Source organism: Brumimicrobium sp., from assembly GCA_023957385.1.
GTDB lineage: Bacteria > Bacteroidota > Bacteroidia > Flavobacteriales_D > Crocinitomicaceae > Brumimicrobium.
On sequence record JAMLGZ010000001.1, the window covers coordinates 72,318 to 90,942 of the forward strand.

At 34.1% G+C, this 18,625-nt stretch carries 9 protein-coding genes and 1 pseudogene; 5 read left to right on the top strand and 5 right to left on the bottom strand.

What is annotated here, in order from left to right; all coding sequences use genetic code 11:
* Positions 1-2 precede the first annotated feature (2 nt).
* The 3 genes from sprA to M9897_00315 are packed head-to-tail and all read right to left on the bottom strand — an operon-like array spanning position 3 to position 10,338.
* Positions 3-7,451, bottom strand: a complete 7,449-nt coding sequence (sprA, locus tag M9897_00305) for a cell surface protein SprA (protein MCO5267323.1) — start codon at positions 7,449-7,451, stop codon at positions 3-5.
* 41 nt (positions 7,452-7,492) lie between these two features.
* Positions 7,493-8,068, bottom strand: a complete 576-nt coding sequence (gene ruvA, locus M9897_00310; protein ID MCO5267324.1) for a Holliday junction branch migration protein RuvA — start codon at positions 8,066-8,068, stop codon at positions 7,493-7,495.
* Positions 8,069-8,070: 2 nt separating this feature from the next.
* The gene (locus M9897_00315) at positions 8,071-10,338 is read right to left on the bottom strand and encodes an NADP-dependent malic enzyme (protein MCO5267325.1); all 2,268 of its coding nucleotides are present in this window, start codon (positions 10,336-10,338) and stop codon (positions 8,071-8,073) included.
* A 64-nt stretch (positions 10,339-10,402) separates the two neighbouring features.
* On the opposite strand from M9897_00315, the pseudogene M9897_00320 reads away from it, so the two are divergent.
* A pseudogene (locus M9897_00320) lies at positions 10,403-11,095 on the top strand (NAD-dependent deacylase).
* Positions 11,096-11,151: 56 nt separating this feature from the next.
* On the opposite strand, the gene M9897_00325 reads toward M9897_00320, so the two are convergent.
* Positions 11,152-11,871, bottom strand: coding sequence for a T9SS type A sorting domain-containing protein (locus tag M9897_00325; GenBank protein MCO5267326.1), 720 nt, complete (start codon positions 11,869-11,871; stop codon positions 11,152-11,154).
* A 200-nt stretch (positions 11,872-12,071) separates the two neighbouring features.
* On the opposite strand from M9897_00325, the gene M9897_00330 reads away from it, so the two are divergent.
* A complete protein-coding gene (locus M9897_00330; protein ID MCO5267327.1) occupies positions 12,072-13,688 on the top strand; it encodes a choice-of-anchor J domain-containing protein in 1,617 nt (538 codons plus the stop codon).
* A 53-nt stretch (positions 13,689-13,741) separates the two neighbouring features.
* Here M9897_00330 and M9897_00335 read toward each other — a convergent pair whose 3' ends face one another.
* Positions 13,742-15,016: an OmpA family protein gene (locus M9897_00335; GenBank protein ID MCO5267328.1), complete on the bottom strand. Its 1,275-nt coding sequence runs from the start codon at positions 15,014-15,016 to the stop codon at positions 13,742-13,744.
* 134 nt (positions 15,017-15,150) lie between these two features.
* On the opposite strand from M9897_00335, the gene purH reads away from it, so the two are divergent.
* The 3 genes from purH to M9897_00350 all read left to right on the top strand — a co-directional run bounded on the left by purH (position 15,151) and on the right by M9897_00350 (position 18,624).
* Complete coding sequence (purH, locus tag M9897_00340; protein MCO5267329.1) at positions 15,151-16,677, top strand: bifunctional phosphoribosylaminoimidazolecarboxamide formyltransferase/IMP cyclohydrolase; 1,527 nt, start codon at positions 15,151-15,153, stop codon at positions 16,675-16,677.
* Positions 16,678-16,752: 75 nt separating this feature from the next.
* Positions 16,753-17,778 carry a rod shape-determining protein gene (locus M9897_00345; GenBank protein MCO5267330.1) on the top strand — a complete coding sequence of 342 codons (1,026 nt, stop codon included), beginning with the start codon at positions 16,753-16,755 and terminating at the stop codon, positions 17,776-17,778.
* A 105-nt stretch (positions 17,779-17,883) separates the two neighbouring features.
* Positions 17,884-18,624: a rod shape-determining protein MreC gene (locus M9897_00350; GenBank protein MCO5267331.1), complete on the top strand. Its 741-nt coding sequence runs from the start codon at positions 17,884-17,886 to the stop codon at positions 18,622-18,624.
* Position 18,625 lies beyond the last annotated feature (1 nt).

An 18,625-nucleotide genomic window follows, 5' to 3' on the forward strand; every position in this document is an offset into this window, starting at 1 on the left:
GTTTATAAGCCACCCAAATTGAAACGTAATCTGATACCAGAAGAAATATTTCCTGTCACATAAGATGTGGCGATTTTTGGTGTATTCAATTGTTGGTCATAATACAAGGAAACCGTCAAATATTTAGTAACTAAATAATCTAAGGTAGAACGGATAGACATTACCTTTTGACCTGCAGTAGCTTGTGTTGTATTCTCAATTATCTTACGAATTACTGTTAAGTTATCTCGAATAGAGAAATCAAATCTGAAATTCAAATCAGAAGGTTTTAGTTTATTTCCTTGGAAAGTGAATGGTAATCTAAATTTAGTGAATTTATATCCTACACCAATAATATATTCCGTTCCAGTCATTTCTGTTACTTGGTTATTAGATAACGCCAGCGAAGCCGAACGTTCTTTATTAATCTCAAATTTGGTTAATAATCCATTTCCTCCAACTTTCCATGTAGCATCAAATCCAAATAAAGGTGCAAATCGTTCAGAAATGGTAATATTCTGAACTTGCTGACTTGGAATGAAGTTATTATTGATATCTCTCGCTGTGAGGTTGCCATCATCATCTTGCATAGATTTTAAGTTTGTCTGCATTCCTGCAACTGTTACTGAAGAAGAATATCCATGTCTAAGCGTAAAGTTTTGTACCGCTTTTTTCGCAAATGGGAATTTAGAAAGGCCATTATAGGAGATATTCCAATTTGGAAGAGGAATATTTCGCAATGGTGAAATAGATCTTTTATTCACTTTTCTACCTGAAAACGTAGATAAGAATGCGCCGATAATTACATCTTGTTGAGCTGGTCCATATCCATCTTTATACCCCGAACTATCTGAAATACTATTAGGATTTCCAGCCCCTAAGAAAGCTGAAACTTCTTGACGTTTGTCACGCATATTCGTAAATAACTGAGATTTATATTCTTTCGTTAATCTTTCAAAGGCTGATCCTATGGAGATTGTGGAATAAGTTACAGTCGTACTTAAGAATCTACTTTGACTCTCAAAAGTTAGCAAACTATCAGAAAAACGATAGAATTCTGAAGAGTTCTGTGTGAATTTTCTATCCATCGTCAAATCAATCTTTAAATCACGGATAGGCTCTAAACTTGCTTTAATGTTATAATTCTGACTATGAATAACTGTGTGTTGGGTATTCAATCCACTTGTATCTACAATATATCCTTTATCGCCTGCATACGGTGCAATTCTAAATCCATTTTCTTGTCCAAATACATTTCGCTCTTGGTCACCAAAAGCAAAGCGGAACATACGGCCATCCCCAAATGTGGTACCATTCATACCAAAAAATTGAGCTTCTTGGTTAAATCCAGGTAGTAAAATACCATCATTTTGAGCATAGGTTCCTGATATAGATCGTACACTCATAACCAATCGTCCCATAAAACCAGCAACTGGATGGAAAGGTTTTCCATATTTTTCTTTATATCTTTCTTCACGTTCTTGCTGCTTCTCAAGTTGCTCATTCTGCTTTTCTAGTTTTGGTTGTTTACTTTCAAGTTTCTTCTCAACTTTTGCTAATTCCTGGTTATGTTTTGCTAATTCTTCAGGACTTAACTTATCTACCTTCACTTTATTCAACTCTTTTTGTTTCTGTTCAAGTTCTTTTACTTTTTTGGCTAATTTACTATTGTTCTTAGGAGTCGTTTTTCCTTTTGAAGCACCTCCAGAAGATTTATTATCACCTCCTAAAGTATTCCTACTTACAGCAGCAGTTCTACCTCCTCCGTCTGAGATAATTTTATTTAAGAATTTAGACTTTTTATAGAGAGTTAACATATTCAATTGTGCTGTTGCATTAATTGTTCTACTATTCTGAATAGTATTTCCGAAGGCTTCCATACCTAAATTAGGCCTGTTCCATTCATACGAACCGCTATAACGTATGTTAGAATTAATGAAGTCTAAAGCAGGTATTTTGCTAAATGGTAAAGTGTAAGTAATATTATACATTTGGTTATAACGCATAGCACGCCCCAAAGTACTCATCTGAGATTTAATGGAGTCTTGGAATACACGATAATTGTCCGGATTTTTCTTTCTATCAATTTGTCCTTCTGGTTCATCAAAAATGGAATTATTGCTAGCCGTAAAATCAAACTTTAAACTTTTCGAGATATCGTATTGGAAATTGAAATCTCTGTTCCACATGAAATTCTTTAGATAAATTGGTTGGAATTCAAAGGCAGTATTTGGAATATTATTTCTAATCTGTCTTTCGTTGTAATTACGAATAATATTGTTTCGTACACTTATATTTTTAGGCCCTAAATACAAATTGAAAGAACGAATAATATCCCACCATTTTGATTTTTTCATAAACTCAACATTCTTAAATGGCTCCCACAGTTTTGGCGATCCGTTAAATGAATAGTCGAGTCCTCCTTTCCAGATTTTTGTTCGATCGTAATTCGTTCTGAAATCTCTATGTAAATTTTCACTATACCCATAGTTAAATGAGAAGTTACTAATATTCCAAATACGAGACTTACCTCCAGGTTTTTGTTGGCGACGTATATTTGTGAAATTATAAGATTTACGCTCGTCAAATTCCTGACCATCTCTCATACGCTTTCTTCGTTCTTCTCCATCATACGATGTTAATTCAACATCTGGATTATATGGATCATATTGAGGATTAATTGTTCCAACTGAATATGTATATAAGAACGGAATATCAATTCTTGCCTTCTCACCTAATAATTGACCTAATTGTGCATTTGCATTAACATCTAAATTCAAACGATTATCACGTTGTCTTTCAGAAACTCTGCTATCTATACTTCCCCAGTTCATACCACTGTATGCCCCAGCAACTTTAACGGAAGCAAAATCTGCAATTTGCACATCCATCTGTGCCAAAGCAGCAGAACCTCCTTTATTATCAAACTCAGTTAAACGTAATTCGTTTACCCAAACTTCTACACATTTTGCAAAGCCATCATCTGGTTTCCAAGGATTATCTCCATTTTGCGCTGGATTACGAATACCAATCATTATGGTTTTTACATCTGCCAGATTCGGATTTCCCTTCACCTTAATCATACGTTTCGGGTGGTTCACATTATTATTGTCAGATTTGCCCGGTTGATGATCAACCACTTTCGTATATTCTACATTGTAGGCTGCTCCAGTTCCCGGACTCTCCATGGCTCTATTTCGTTCTTTTTTCAGAGCAATTAACTCTTCAAATACGACACGAACATTATTCTCCTCTGGCCAAATAGCCAAATCCGATTTAGCACCCCATGGTGTCTTCTTGACGGGTATCTCGTATTCGTAATAATTTTCCTTAAAATCAGTTCCTAACCTGACAAAGACCGTGACATCATAGTTGTTGAGCGGTTTCGTTGGGTCCACTTCTTCTCCATGCACAAACATTTCTAGGTTCTTATACCGGAGCATATCCATACCGACATTTTTGGTGGCAGCTCGCGCATCTCCATCCTTTAAATCACAAACCTCGAGTGTCATAGATTGTTCATTTAACTGACGTTGATATTGCTGAGAAGGGTCAATTTCTCTCAAAATTCCAGGAGGAATTACATAATTAATTGGCTCTCTTTGGTCATGTTCTTCAATATTTACAGCTCCAATATCAAATGCTGTTAAATCAGGATCAGTTTGAATACCATCACCAGGCTGTGTTAAACTCTCTCTGAACTTTCTCCACTCACTTCGCACCAACTCTAGCTTAGCAAAACGTAGGGTTGTTTGTTCTCCAAATTCATTTAAGAACATACGCATAAAACGAATGGAACGAAAATCAGAAATTCCATTTACAGCCTTCTGAGGATTACGAATTGGAATTCTAAATTGATACCATTTGTAATTCTTAGAGCCCTTTGAATATTCACGGGTGTTGATGATATAGTTCTGACCAACATTTAAATCACTCTTGTGAAGAGAAACTTTATATTGAAAATAACTTTCAGATTCACTCAGGTTATTATCTCTATTTATATCTTCCATATCAGGCGTATTAGTAGCCTGAGTATTATATCCATCTGAATTAATCAACTTTGACATTTCAGGAGTTGGAGAGTTTCCTTCATGTCCATTCCAATATTTATATCTTCGAATTACACCATATTTATTTTGGTCATATCTATCATCACGATAATAGGTATAATCATCATTAGAAACGTCTTTCAACATTCTGTCTTTTGCTTGTTGAGAAAGTACTGGATTATTTTGAATCCAAGTTACATAATTTGCAAAGGCTGTCTTTTCCTTATCTGAACTATATCCGTCTAATCCAACGTCTTGCTGAGCACGTGTATCAGGGTCATTGTCAAAAGCATTCACAACAACTTGTTGAGTAGATATCCTTGCCCATTTTGTATAATCAATATTTTCAGTGTTGGAATATTCTCTAGGAAGTCCATTTTCAAAACTTTTCCTAGAATCTGGTAATATATCTTCTGATAAATTTCCTAAGTTAAAATAAAGATTTCCTCCTACATTGGTTCCATCAGGATCTTGATCATTATTAAATGGATCTAGCAGCCAAAATTGGATGTACTCCACATTTGTTCGCTCAAAATCAGTGGTTGTTAATGAACGCATGATTCCAGCCCATCTGCTTTCTGGATTGATAAAGTCACCATCAGAATTAACGGTATTGGTTGTATCATAATTATACATACCTCTTTCTTTTGGATAATAAGTTAAATCCAAGGTTGTAATATTGGTGATTTCTCCTAAAGCAGGATTATTATTTGGGAATAAATCGGTCTTATTTACATAAGCAACATTCATATTCTCAGTTTCTGCAGGATTTTCAGCTATATTTTTTGGAGTAGTTGACGTATTTCTATGGAAAGTAGAATAGTCAATTACATACCACGACATGTGTGCTCGATTAAAGCCAGCACGTAAATCATTTTTTAAATTGGCTTCAGGAAACATATCTGGTTGTCCATGTGGAATAGAAGCTAATTTCCAAGATGAAAAATTCTTTAAGTCGATAGTAGATTGGCTACCTTCAAAATCGTCAACATACGAAATACCATCCTTTGTAATTGCACGTGGAGAACCTGGAATCAAGTGAGCAGCTTCAGCATTTAATGTTAAATAGGATTTTTGTTTCGTAGAGATGGTTGGAATAAGGTTGATTAACTTAGTTAAGAAAGGTAACTCTGTTCTATAAGAAAGATTTACACCAACCACATTATTTTTATACGGTTCCTCACCAATATCTACTTTTTGTGTAATTGGTTTTTCCGCTTTTCTCATCCATGTAAATCCTATATTAAAGTCAGGGTTTACCATATAATTGAGGTGAGTACCCATTAACGATTTATTTTGGAAACCAAAGACCGAATTGCTTTCTATAGAGATTTTAATATCTGCATTAGATTCTAAAACAGCAGAGTTTAGAATTTTTACTCTCCCTAAGTTATAATCTACTGTAAAGTCAGAGCCTTCTTGTAAGCGAATACCACCTGCCGTAACAACTACAGAACCTTCTGGTACATTCAATGCATTCAATGGAATTTCATCTGTAACAGAGGATTCGTATTTACCAACAAAATAAAAACGATTTTTCTTTGGTATTTGCTGGGCTGAGATTTTAGTTGAATCATATAATTCCGTAAACGCTACATTATTGGCAATTGGAGCTAAACCTGCACCAATCATTTCTTTCTTTACGGTTTCCCCAAACGGTTCCACAGTACTAAAATAAATACGTCCATTCTTAGTATTAATCGTACCTCCATTCGTGGCTCTATTTCCTTCAAAAGTTATAGGCATAAAATCAAAAACCCCATCCATTTGTGCGCGGTTATTTTGATTTAATCTATCCATGCCTACTACATCAATTACCTGACGATCATCTAGACCTGGGTAAGGAAGAAAATTCACCAACAAACTGTTTTCGGGATTGTTGTATAAGATATCTAATCTGAATCCTTGTTGACTTACTTGATATGCCCCAATAGAATACACGTTTTTCATCATTAAATCCCAAAGTTTATTCTTTGGATTTGTGATGGTTGGCTTTAATAATTTTAAGAATAGAGCATTTGTTCCAATGATTCCATCTGTCGAAAAATCTCCCACTTGATAGGTTTTCCCTGAATAGGTATATTCATACGCAACAGCCAAAACCTCATCATTATCCAGAGGCATATTTAAGGAGATAAAACCTAATTGTGCATTATATGTAAATTCTCTTTCATCTAATCTACGAGCATTTTCAACCTTCTCATATTCCACAGATTGACGGAAGGGACCTGGAGTTGAAACCTGAGTTTCTAAGGCAGCAACAGCATTATTAAAACTACGAATTGCTGAATTTCCACTTAGGAAATTGTATAATCCATTTGATTTATTATCAGGCAATTCATTACTGGAAGGGGAACCTGGGTTCCCTGACCAATTGCTTGACTTATTTTCTCCTAAATCTGTAAAAGCTAAAATGTTACGTGTATCTTCTGTTTTATTTGATTGATTTGTTACCCATACCTCAATACGTGTAATATTTACAAGAGAATTTACAACCGGAACAGTTTTCATTGCTTCATCATAATGATCTCTATGATAATAGTTTAAAAAATAGTGTCGGTTTGCCTCATATTCATCAGCTTTTAATTTAAAGTCTTTAACTTGTGCCCCTCCTTTGATATTCATCTCCTGTTTTTGCCCACGAGAAGTAGAAGCAATAGCATCAATAGTTAATCTTCCAAATTTCAATTTTGTATATACTCCAAATAGGGTTTGAGAACCTTGAATTAACGAAGTTTGAAGAGGCATAGAAACATTACCTGCTTCAATTTTTTGCAAAATTTGGTCTTCATTTCCTGACCATTCAAGTTTGGTAATATTATCAAAACTGAAAGAAGCTTTGGTATTATAGGAAGCACTTAGTTTTAGCTTAGTTCCAATTTGCCCTACTAAGTTCATTTGTATTTGCTGTTGAAAATCAAAACGAGTTATACGCCTATCTTTTTCTGGAATAGCCGGGTTATCGTAACGAGCGGAATTTACCCCTAGGGAAATCTCTATACTTCCTTCTGGACGAATTTGAATTTCATCTGATCCAAAAATATTAGCAAAAAGAGGACTATCAATCTTAATAGGAGGAATTAATCCCCGTTCTTCTTTGTTCTGAGAATCAATTTTTTCTTTCCAATAATCCGAACGATTTTTACTGTCTTCATATTGAATATACTCCTCTAATGTCATCATAGAAGGATTCCTATAATCCATTCCATTGAGTTGCTCTTGAAAAATATATTTTCCTGTTTTAGGATCATAGACAATTGTCTTTTTTACACTCGAAGGGTCCCCAAGATCAAAACTTTGTTTGTTGTTTCCTGTAGGGTCGTAAGGATTATTTATGGGATAAGGAAGATTATGTGTTGTGTCAACCTGTCCAAAAACAGTTAAGGGAATAAGGTATAGCAACACTATCCAGTATTGTTTCACAACGGTATTTTGTGTCTGTTTTCTCACTCCAAATCGCAAAGTTATAAAACTTTCAATGCATCCTTAATTAAAGTTTCAATTGTGTGCTCATCTCTAATGACTTTGGAGATAGCTTTATCGGCTGCCTTTTTGTCAAAGCCAAGAGAAATTAGTGCAGTTAACGCATCAAAACGCATTGTATTGTTTGAAACGGAAATATTTTCTGTGATAGAGCTAAATTTTAACATCTTATCTCTCAAATCAACAATTACTCGTTGTGCAGTTTTTCCTCCGATTCCTTTCACTTTTTGTATAGTAACAACATCTTCTGTGGTAATGGCTTGTGCAATTTCAGAAGTAGTAAGTCCGGATAACATCAGAATAGCTGTGCTAGGTCCAATTCCAGAAACAGAAGTTAAGAGATTAAACATTTCCCGTTCATCTCTTTCTTTAAAACCATACAAAATTTGGGCATCTTCTCGCACTACAAATTGGGTATATATTTTTATCGTATCAACCTCTCCGATAGAAGAAAAAGTATTCAAAGATATTTTAACCTCATAACCAATTCCTCCACATTCAACTACTAATGATGTGGCGGTTTTTTCTACTAATTTTCCGTTTAGGTAGGTAATCATAGTTACTTATTTTGTGCGTCAACGACAGCGATTTTAACCATATTTACAATTTCACGAACAGATGCTCCTAATTGTAGTACATGTATAGGTTTTTTCAATCCTACCAAGATAGGTCCTATTACTTCTGCGCCCATCATTTCTTGCAATAATTTATAGGAAATATTTCCAGCGGCCAAATTAGGGAAGATAAGTGTATTCACTTTTTTATTAGCCAACTCAGAAAAGGAGAATTTATCCATAAGCATTTCATTGTTTAAAGCAAAATTTGCTTGGATTTCTCCGTCTGCCGTAAGTGTAGGATATTTATCTCGGATAATTTCAATAGCTCGTGCCATCTTCTCAGCATCTTTACCTTTCGCAGAACCAAAATTGGAGTATGATAGCAAGGCGATTACTGGCTGAATATTTAATTTCTGTACCGTTTTTGAAATATTATACGTGATTTCTGCAATTTCTTCAGCAGTTGGATCCAAATTTACGGTAGTATCCGCAAGGAACATAGGTCCTCTTTTCGTGATTAGGATATACATCCCCGAAACTTTATTTACTCCATCACGCGTTCCAACTACTTGCAAAGCAGGTTGTAAAACATCTTTATATTTTCTAGTAATTCCTGAAATCATAGCGTCAGCATCTCCCACATTAACCATCATTGCACCAAAATAGTTACGCTCTCGCATAATTTTGCAAGCTTCAAATTCGGTAAAACCTTTGCGTTGACGAGAAAGGAAGAACTCATGTCCATATTTGTCTTTACGTTTTGCTTCACTCTTATCTTTAGGATCTAAAATCTTAACATCATCTCCAAATTCCATTTTGTATTCTTTGATGAGGTTTTTAACTGTCTCCTTTCTACCTAATAAGATAGGAATACAAACACCTTCTTCATAAGCCGTTTCTGCCGCTTTTAAAATTTTATAGTTATCTGCCTCTGCAAAAACAACGCGTTTTGGATTATTTTCAGCTTTTTCTGTAATCTTACGAACTAGCTTATTATCAATACCCAATCTGTTTTTTAGTTCATTCTCGTATGCTGTCCAATCTTTAATTGGTTCTCTGGCAACTCCTGAATCCATAGCTGCTTTTGCAACAGCGGGAGAAATTGTATAAATAAGACGAGGATCTAGTGGTTTAGGAATCAACGATTCTCTACCAAAGGTTAATCCTTTCTCACCATACGCTTCACTCACCTCATCAGGAACAGATGCTTTTGCTAAATTGGCAATGGCATACACTGCAGCCAATTTCATTTCTTCATTGATAGTTTTTGCTCTTACATCTAAAGCACCTCTAAAAATATAGGGAAACCCTAACACATTATTCACTTGATTAGGATGGTCTGAACGACCTGTTGCCATGATGACATCTTTTCGTACACTCATCGCTTCCTTATATCCAATCTCAGGAGTTGGATTTGCTAAAGCAAAGACAATTGGGTCTTTTGCCATGGATTTAACCATTTCTTTAGCAACAATTCCTCCTTTAGATAAGCCCAAGAAAACATCTGCTCCTTTCATTTCAGTTTTTAAATCTGAATTTCGAGCATGTGTAGCAAAAAATTTCTTTTGCTCACTCAATCCTTTTCGTTTCTTATGGATTAAGCCCTCACTATCAAACATATAGATGTTTTCAGGTTTTGCTCCTAGGGTAACATATAATTTAGCGCAACTAATAGCTGAAGCCCCTGCACCTGAAACAACAAATTTGCATTTTTCAATCTTTTTATTGGTTAATTCTAAAGCGTTTAGAAGTCCAGCCGCCGAAATAATTGCCGTTCCATGCTGGTCATCATGCATAATAGGAATATCTAACTCTTCTTTTAAACGGCGTTCAATTTCAAATGCTTCCGGTGCCTTTATATCTTCAAGGTTAATTCCTCCAAAAGTAGGAGCTAATGCTTTAACTGTTTGAATGAAAACCTCAGGGTCACTTGCATCTAATTCTATATCAAAAACATCTAAATCTGCAAATATCTTAAATAAAAGTCCTTTTCCTTCCATGACTGGCTTTGCAGCAGCAGGACCGATATTTCCAAGTCCTAAAACAGCTGTTCCATTCGTAATAACTCCAACTAAGTTCGATTTAGCAGTGTATTTATATACATCATGTGGATTCTTCGCTATTTCCAAACAAGGCTCTGCCACTCCTGGAGAATATGCCAAAGAAAGGTCTCGTTGTGAACTATAAGGTTTTGTTGGAATTACCTCTATTTTTCCTGGCTTTCCATGTGAATGGTAGTCTAGTGCGTCTTGTTTTCGTATTTTAGCCATTGTTTTTGTATTTTACAAAAGAGCAAAATTAATAAAAAGCGCAATATTTAACTATTTTAGTATAATGAAAGAAAAAATAATTGTTTTTACAGGAGCAGGGATAAGTGCAGAATCTGGTTTGGGTACCTTCAGGGACTCTGGTGGACTCTGGGAAAAATATGATATACATGAAATAGCTACTCCTGAAGCATGGCATAAAAATCCTGATTTAGTAAATGAGTTTTATAATATGCGTAGAAAGCAATGTTATGAAGCTAATCCAAATAAAGCTCATGTTGCATTATTTGAGTTGGAAAAATATTTTGATGTGCAAATCATTACTCAGAACATTGATGATTTACATGAAAGAGCAGGCAGTACAAATGTGATCCATCTTCATGGTGAAATTAATAAAGTTAAAAGTTCTGGTCCAAATGCTGAAAAAACATATTATCCACAAGACCATTGGGGGGTTAAAATGGGAGATGTTTGTCCGGAGGGCTACCAACTTCGCCCTCATGTAGTTTGGTTTGGAGAGGAGGTGCCTATGATGGAAACTGCCATAAAGACTATGGAAACTGCAGATATTGTTATTGTAATAGGAACATCTCTCTAGGTTTATCCGGCTGCAGGATTAATCCATTATGCACCACGTAACGCTCAGTTTTATTTAGTAGATCCAAATGAATTAAATGTACCCAACAACTTTAAAGTATGTAAAGAATCTGCTGTAGAAGGAGTTCCTAGATTAGTTGCCAAATTGATTTCTGATATATAAAAAAATCGGGACACCATAAGGTATCCCGACTTCTACTAATGAAATCTAACAAACTATTATTTAACTATAAGTCGTTGTGTTTGACTTCGAACACCATCGTTATCGATCAAATAAACGAAATAAAGACCTTTATTTAAAGAAGTTAAAGAAACCTTTGTATTTACACCGGTAAGCATATTTCTTTTTACCTCCTTTCCAAGTGCGTCTAGGAATATAAGAGTACCTCCATTTTTAAAATCTTCTCCTTGCACCATTATCTCAGTTTGTGCTGGATTTGGATAAATACTTAATCCCACTTTTGTATTTTTAGCAATTGAGCTTTCATCTGGTATTACTGTAAACTTTACTGTAATAGAATCAATTATATTATTCAAAGTAGTTTGAGCTATATAATATTTTGCAACAGCAAATCCGGATTCTTCTCCATTTGTAAACATAGAAGGTTTATACAATGATGTATCTCCTGTGGCGATTGTTTGAGAAATACCTGAGTTAAGTCCTGGATTAGTTGCAGGATAGCAAACTTGGTTGTCACAGAAGGTTACACCAAAACTATTACTATTCATAATTACTTTTCTATAAAATATAAAATCAGTAGTTGTTCCAATATTCTTAACATAAAAAGGTTGATCGATATTCACACCAAAGCCTTCGATAAAAGTAGTGTCTGCTGTATTATATGGTTGATAATTGTTATCTAGGATAACTATATCAGTTTGTGCAAAAGATACATTCCCTAAGAATGTTAAGAGAAAGATAAAGTATAATTGTTTCATATTACATGTTTTAATTGGTTCAAAAATATAGCAATTCTTTAAAAGAATCTAAAAAACAAAACAAAAAGTTTGCCACTAAAAAAGATAGGAATCCAAGAATGAATAATATTAAGACCTGTTAAATAATCTCTTTTAGATAAGTACGATAAAAAAAATGTATAATCTTGTATGTAATTATGAACCAATTAAAATTTAAAATCATGAAAAAACTTGTACTTGGAATGGCAACTCTACTTTTAACTGGGGTTGGCTATTCACAAACTTATTTTAGCGAGGACTTTGAATCTGGTTTAGGTAACTGGACAAATGTCGATAGTGATGGTGACGGAAATAAATGGAATACTTATGATGTCTCAAGTGTATACCCAGCTCAAGCAAATGTTGCTACTTCTGCATCTTGGAATGGCGATCCATTAACACCAGATAACTGGATGGTATCCAGTGCTATTGACTTATCTAGCGCTACAGGAGCTATTAAGCTTAGATGGAAGGCTTGGGGACAAGATCCGAATTATGCAAATGAGAGTTATTCAGTATATGTAGGGACAGCAAATGATATAGCTACATTCATATCAAATGGAGCAAATTTTAATGACAATGGAACAGCCATGACTGGAACTCCAAAAACAGAAACTATAGATATTTCTGGTTTTGCAGGTCAAACTATTTATGTCGCCTTCCGTCATCATGATGTAACAGATAAGTTTAGATTAAATATTGATGATGTAAAAGTATTTTCTCCAGTAGCTAATGATCTTAGTTTAGCAGATATTACTGTAGATAGTCAAATGTTAGGAAATCGTACGTTTACTTTTAAAGTAACTAATGAAGGAGTAAATACTGCTTCCAACTTTGATGTAGAGTATACAATTGCTGGAAATACACAAACTAAAAATGTAACAGGGGCTAACGTAGCATCTGGAGCTAGTTATACTTTTACTGCATCATATAATGCTACTGCACAAGGAAGCGTTTCTGTTAGCGCAAATATCACTACATCAGACGAGGATATGTCTAACAATTCTAAAACCAAAAGTTTTAACTTCTTCCCTACTGTAATACAATATCAAGCTACAGATATCCATGGAAATAGTTTTGATTTATACAATAGATTATCGCAAGGACAAGCAATTGTTTTAGATTTTATGGCATCATGGTGTGGTCCTTGTCAATCTTCTACCCCAGCTTTGTCTCAATTCATTGAAAATAATGGTTCTGGAAATGGTAAAGTTGAAGCCTTGGCTATTTCTGTTGAACCAACTGATAATAATTCAATTTTGGCAGGTTTAAATTGGAATGGAGGATATTATGCTTATCCTAAATTTGCTTATACTGCTAGTAATGATGCTAATTTCTTTCATTATGCGGACAATCATGGATTTAACACTGGTTATGGTATTCCATTCTTTGTAATGATTTGTCCAAATGTTAACGATCCTGCAAACAGTACTATTATTAAGCATGATACAGGATGGGGAAACGGTATGTTTAATGCTTACCAAACAGCATTGAATAGCTGTCCATCTGCAACTTATGCAGGTATTAGCATGGATGAGAAAACAACAATTGAATTTGCTGCATATCCAAACCCAGCAAGTACTGAGCTAAACATTGAATTTACATTAGATACTAAGAACGATGTGCAAATATCAATGTTAAATACAATGGGTCAAGTAGTTTCTTCTCAAGTAATGAATTCCATCGTTGGAGATCAAATGATCACCCTAAATGTTGCAGACCTAGAATCAGGAATGTACATTGTAAAAATTAAAACAAACAATGGGGAATCTGTAAAAAGAGTTTCAGTTATTAAGTAATAAGTAAGTGTAATGTGGAAAGAACCCGATCCAAATGGATCGGGTTCTTTTATTTATAATACTTTTATCTCTACCCGACGGTTAGCTTGTTCTTGCCATTCATTTTTAGGTTCCGGATAAATCATTCCTTCATTACCATATCCTTCAGCCTTTAATCTTTTCTTGTCTATACCACTATTTATAAGATATTTTTCGACTCTTTTAGCACGCGCAGCAGCCATTTTTTTTCCTGCAGTAGAACCCTTACCTACCTCATTTACAAAACCAGCTATTTCTACTTTAACCTTAGAATTAAGGAGGAGGAAATCACGCAAACGTAAAAGAACATCTTCTGATCCTCCAGTAAATTCACTAGAGCCAGTTTTAAAGTAAATTCCTTGTAATTCTATACGTGTTCCTGCCACAGCTGGTTCCATCCAAATGGTCAACTCTTTTGATTCTTTTTCAGCTAATTTCACTGTTTTATCTGTAAAAAAGTACCCAACGGCATCTAATTCTAATTTTAAATCTTCCTTATTTTGAATATCAAAAATCAAATCAGAGCACTCATATAAACCATTATAAGTTTTCGAGTTTTTTATATTTATTTTGGCTATAACTGGTAAGCCTGTTCGCTTATCTCTAGTTTTGATAGTAATTGAGGGGAAATCTTGATATTTTTTGCGTAAATCTACTTCCTTCTTCATCGCATCTATGTCAATATTTGTATCATCCAAATCAAAATTAATCTTCATGTTAACTGTTGTTCTCTTAGTTACAGATGAATTTAACAAAATAATAATTTCCTTGCCAGCCTCCATTTCTAAACTGTAAAGGAACTGGTCGTTTGGCTTTAAATTAAGTCCAAACGAATCCGTAGCAGAAACTTTAAGAACACGTTCAATGGTAGCCGTGCCGACGTTTACATCTTCACAAATATCTAATTTAGCATAACTATTATCAGATTTAAAAGGAATTTCTTTAGAAAAAACGATGACATCCATTTTTCCTTCATCACCTATTCCAGTAAATGAAAATATACCATCATACGGAGCAATAAAATTAATCCAATAGGTATTATTCAGTTTTAAATCTTTCAGGCTAGAATATACTGATAAATTGGTTTCATAACCTCTTTTTCCAGTAAATTGAATTACATAATCACCAGGGTTATCTATATATATATTACCACTACATTCAGCAACATTTCTAATCTTTGCATCAGATTGGCTATAGGATATATACGAAAACGAGAATAGTAGTAATATAATTATTTTAAGTATGTTGGAAAGCACGATATTTAGTGTAATTAGTTTTCCAAAAATAATTATAAAATTTAATTTAAGCACATTTTGTAAATTAACATTCACTTTAACAGGTATCTCAATAAGTATGCAAACTTTTAAAATACTTTATGAATAAACATTTTAAATAGGCTTTTTTCAATTTAACTCATTATTTTTGTACTCTGAATATGAGAATTATGGATAAAATACAGATTAAGAAAGCAATAATTTCAGTTTTTAACAAAGAAGGGCTAGCTCCAATTATTAAAGAATTAGATAAACAAGGAGTCGTTTTATATAGCACAGGAGGAACTCAAAAATTCATTGAAGAATTAGGAATAAAGGTAGAACGAGTAGAAGATTTAACTTCATATCCATCCATTCTAGGAGGGAGAGTAAAAACATTGCATCCTAAAGTTTTTGGTGGTATCTTAAATAGAAGAAATTTAGCGGAAGACCAAGCACAAATTAAAGAATACGATATTCCTTCTTTTGATTTAGTGGTGGTAGATTTATATCCATTTGAAGAAACAGTTGCTGCTGGGGGAACTGAAGAAGAGATTATTGAAAAAATTGATATCGGTGGGATCTCATTAATCCGTGCTGCAGCTAAGAATTTTAATGACGTAGTAATCATTTCATCTCGAAATCAATACGATAATTTTTTAACAACACTTACAGAACAAAAAGGAGAATTTACCTTAACTCAACGAAAGGAATATGCGGGAGAAGCATTCAATATAAGTTCTCATTATGATACGCACATTTTCAACTATTTCTGTCCACAACAAGATACTTCATTTAAACAAAGTATTTTAAGTTCGCAGGTCTTAAGGTACGGAGAAAATCCTCACCAAAAAGGAATCTTCTTTGGGAATTTGGAGGAAATGTTTGATAAAACTCACGGAAAAGAATTGTCATATAACAACTTGTTAGATGTTGACGCTGCCGTAAATTTAATGCATGATTTCCGTAATGATAAGCCAACATTTGCTATTTTAAAACACAATAATGCATGCGGTGTTGCAACTAGAGAAACAATTAAGCAAGCCTATATAGATGCATTAGCAGGTGACCCTGTTTCTGCTTTTGGTGGAATTTTAATTGCCAATACAAAAATTGATGTTCCCACTGCTGAATTAATTAATGATTTATTTTGTGAAGTGGTAATTGCTCCTTCTTATGAACCAAAAGCTCATGAAATTTTGGAAGCTAAAAAGAATCGCATTATTCTTATTCAAAAAATAGATACTCCTCAAGATAAACAATTCCGCACAATTTTGAATGGGGTGTTGATGCAAGATAGAGATAATAAATCTGAAAATACTACAGATTTTACATCTGTTACTAATGAAAAACCAACTTCTCAACAAGAACAAGATTTAGTTTTTGCAAATAAGATTGTGAAACATACGAAGTCTAATACAATTGTATTAGCAAAAAATGGTCAATTATTAGCAAGTGGAACTGGACAAACTTCTCGAGTTGATGCATTACAACAGGCTATCCACAAAGCAAAATCATTTCATTTTGATTTGAACGGTGCTGTAATGGCTTCAGATGCATTTTTCCCATTTCCTGATTGTGTTGAGATAGCCAATAAGGAAGGTGTTAACACAGTGGTACAGCCTGGAGGTTCTATTAAAGATCAGTTATCTATCGATTATTGCAATGCGCATAAGATGGCAATGGTATTCACAGGAAACAGACATTTTAAACATTAATAGCATAGATTCTTCTTTTTAATCAAATTTTATTTATTTTTGAGAAGTTAGAATAACTATAAATTACAAAACGGAATGGGATTATTCAATTTTTTAACACAAGAAATTGCGATTGATTTAGGGACAGCCAATACACTTATCTTGATGGATGATAAAGTAGTAGTAGATGAGCCTTCTATTGTTGCAAGAGATATTCAATCAGGAAAAATAGTGGCAATTGGAAAACGTGCAGAACAAATGCATGGTAAAACTCATAAATTGATTGAAACCATTCGTCCATTACAAGATGGTGTTATTGCGGATTTTCAAAGTGCAGAGCAAATGATTAGAGGGATGATCAAAATGATTAAAACTCGAAAAAGTTTATTTAACACCTCTCTTAGAATGGTTATTTGTATTCCATCTGGTATTACAGAAGTTGAGAAAAGAGCCGTAAGGGATTCTGCAGAGCATGCAGGGGCAAAAGAAGTGTATTTAATCCACGAACCTATGGCTGCGGCTATTGGAATTGGGATTGACGTAGAGGAACCTATGGGTAATATGATTATCGATATAGGAGGGGGGACATCAGAAATTGCTGTTATTGCGCTAGGTGGTATCGTAAGTGATAAATCTATTCGAGTAGCAGGAAATATATTTACAAAAGATATTGAAGAATACATGCGTCGCCAACACAATATATTAGTGGGAGAAAGAACGGCAGAACAAATTAAAATTGAAGTAGGTGCTGCATTACCTGAATTAGATAGTCCACCAGAAGATTATGCGGTACGTGGACGAGACTTAATGACGGGTATCCCTAAAGAAATTATAGTGAGTTACACAGAAATAGCTCATGCTCTAGATAAATCTATTTCTAAAATTGAAGAAGCTATTTTAAGCGCCCTCGAAATGACCCCTCCTGAATTATCGGCAGATATATACAGAACAGGTATTTATTTGGCTGGTGGAGGCTCTATGCTTCGTGGGTTGGACAAAAGAATGTCGATGAAAACTAAATTACCTGTTCATATAGCTGAGGATCCATTGAGAGCCGTAGCAAGAGGAACTAGCATTGCATTGAAAAATATCAATCGTTATCAGTTCTTGATACGTGATTAACCCAAATGAATCATGCGGAGGTTTATAGCGTTCTTCCAACGATTTAGAGTATTTATCTTTTTTATACTCTTACAAATCCTCGCACTGACTTCTTATTTTTCTGTAATGAATTTTGCGAGAACTAAGTTCTTTAATTCATCTAGCGCTGTAGTAGCTACTATACTAACTTGGGAGCGAAATGTGGTAAAGTTTGTATATCTGGATGAAGCAAATAAAAAATTACAAGAAGAAAATGCTTCTCTAAAGAAAAAAATTGCTTCTAATTTCATTTCTATTGATTCATCCACTGTCAAAATCAATGATACTATTCGAAAATTAAGTTTTCAAGAAATACCAGCCACTGTTATCAACTCTACATATAATTACCCAAATAATTATTTCACTATAGATGCAGGAACAGCTAAAGGAATTAAAAAGAAAATGGGGGTGGTTTCATCCGATGGTGTAGTAGGAATTGTATATGATGTATCTAAACATTTCTCAGTAGTTAAATCTATACTTACAAGTAATATAAATATAAGTGCATATATCAACAACTCTGATGCTTATGGCATTATAAAATATGAGAACGGAAATCCACGAAGTGTTCAATTAACGGGTATATCTAACGATATATTTATCAAAAAAGGTAGTCAAGTTAAAACACGAGGAAGTGCAGGTTATTTCCCAGCTGGAACTCCTATTGGTGTTATTGAAAGTATTACTCCTATTGAAGGAAAACCTTTATGGAATATAACCGTTCGTTTAAAACAAGATATGCGAAAATTAAGGTATGTTTATGTAATCAAAAATTTACATCAATTGGAGTTAGATACCATTGAAGAGAAAATAAATGAATTGAAATGAA

Excerpts from the sequence above, each read along its gene's own strand:
- M9897_00325 (MCO5267326.1), bottom strand. The coding sequence starts at position 11,871 with ATGAAACAATTATACTTTATCTTTCTCTTAACATTCTTAGGGAATGTA.
- purH (MCO5267329.1), top strand. The coding sequence starts at position 15,151 with ATGGATAAAATACAGATTAAGAAAGCAATAATTTCAGTTTTTAACAAA.
- M9897_00345 (MCO5267330.1), top strand. The coding sequence starts at position 16,753 with ATGGGATTATTCAATTTTTTAACACAAGAAATTGCGATTGATTTAGGG.
- M9897_00350 (MCO5267331.1), top strand. The coding sequence starts at position 17,884 with ATGAATTTTGCGAGAACTAAGTTCTTTAATTCATCTAGCGCTGTAGTA.
- ruvA (MCO5267324.1), bottom strand. The coding sequence starts at position 8,068 with ATGATTACCTACCTAAACGGAAAATTAGTAGAAAAAACCGCCACATCA.
- M9897_00330 (MCO5267327.1), top strand. The coding sequence starts at position 12,072 with ATGAAAAAACTTGTACTTGGAATGGCAACTCTACTTTTAACTGGGGTT.
- M9897_00315 (MCO5267325.1), bottom strand. The coding sequence starts at position 10,338 with ATGGCTAAAATACGAAAACAAGACGCACTAGACTACCATTCACATGGA.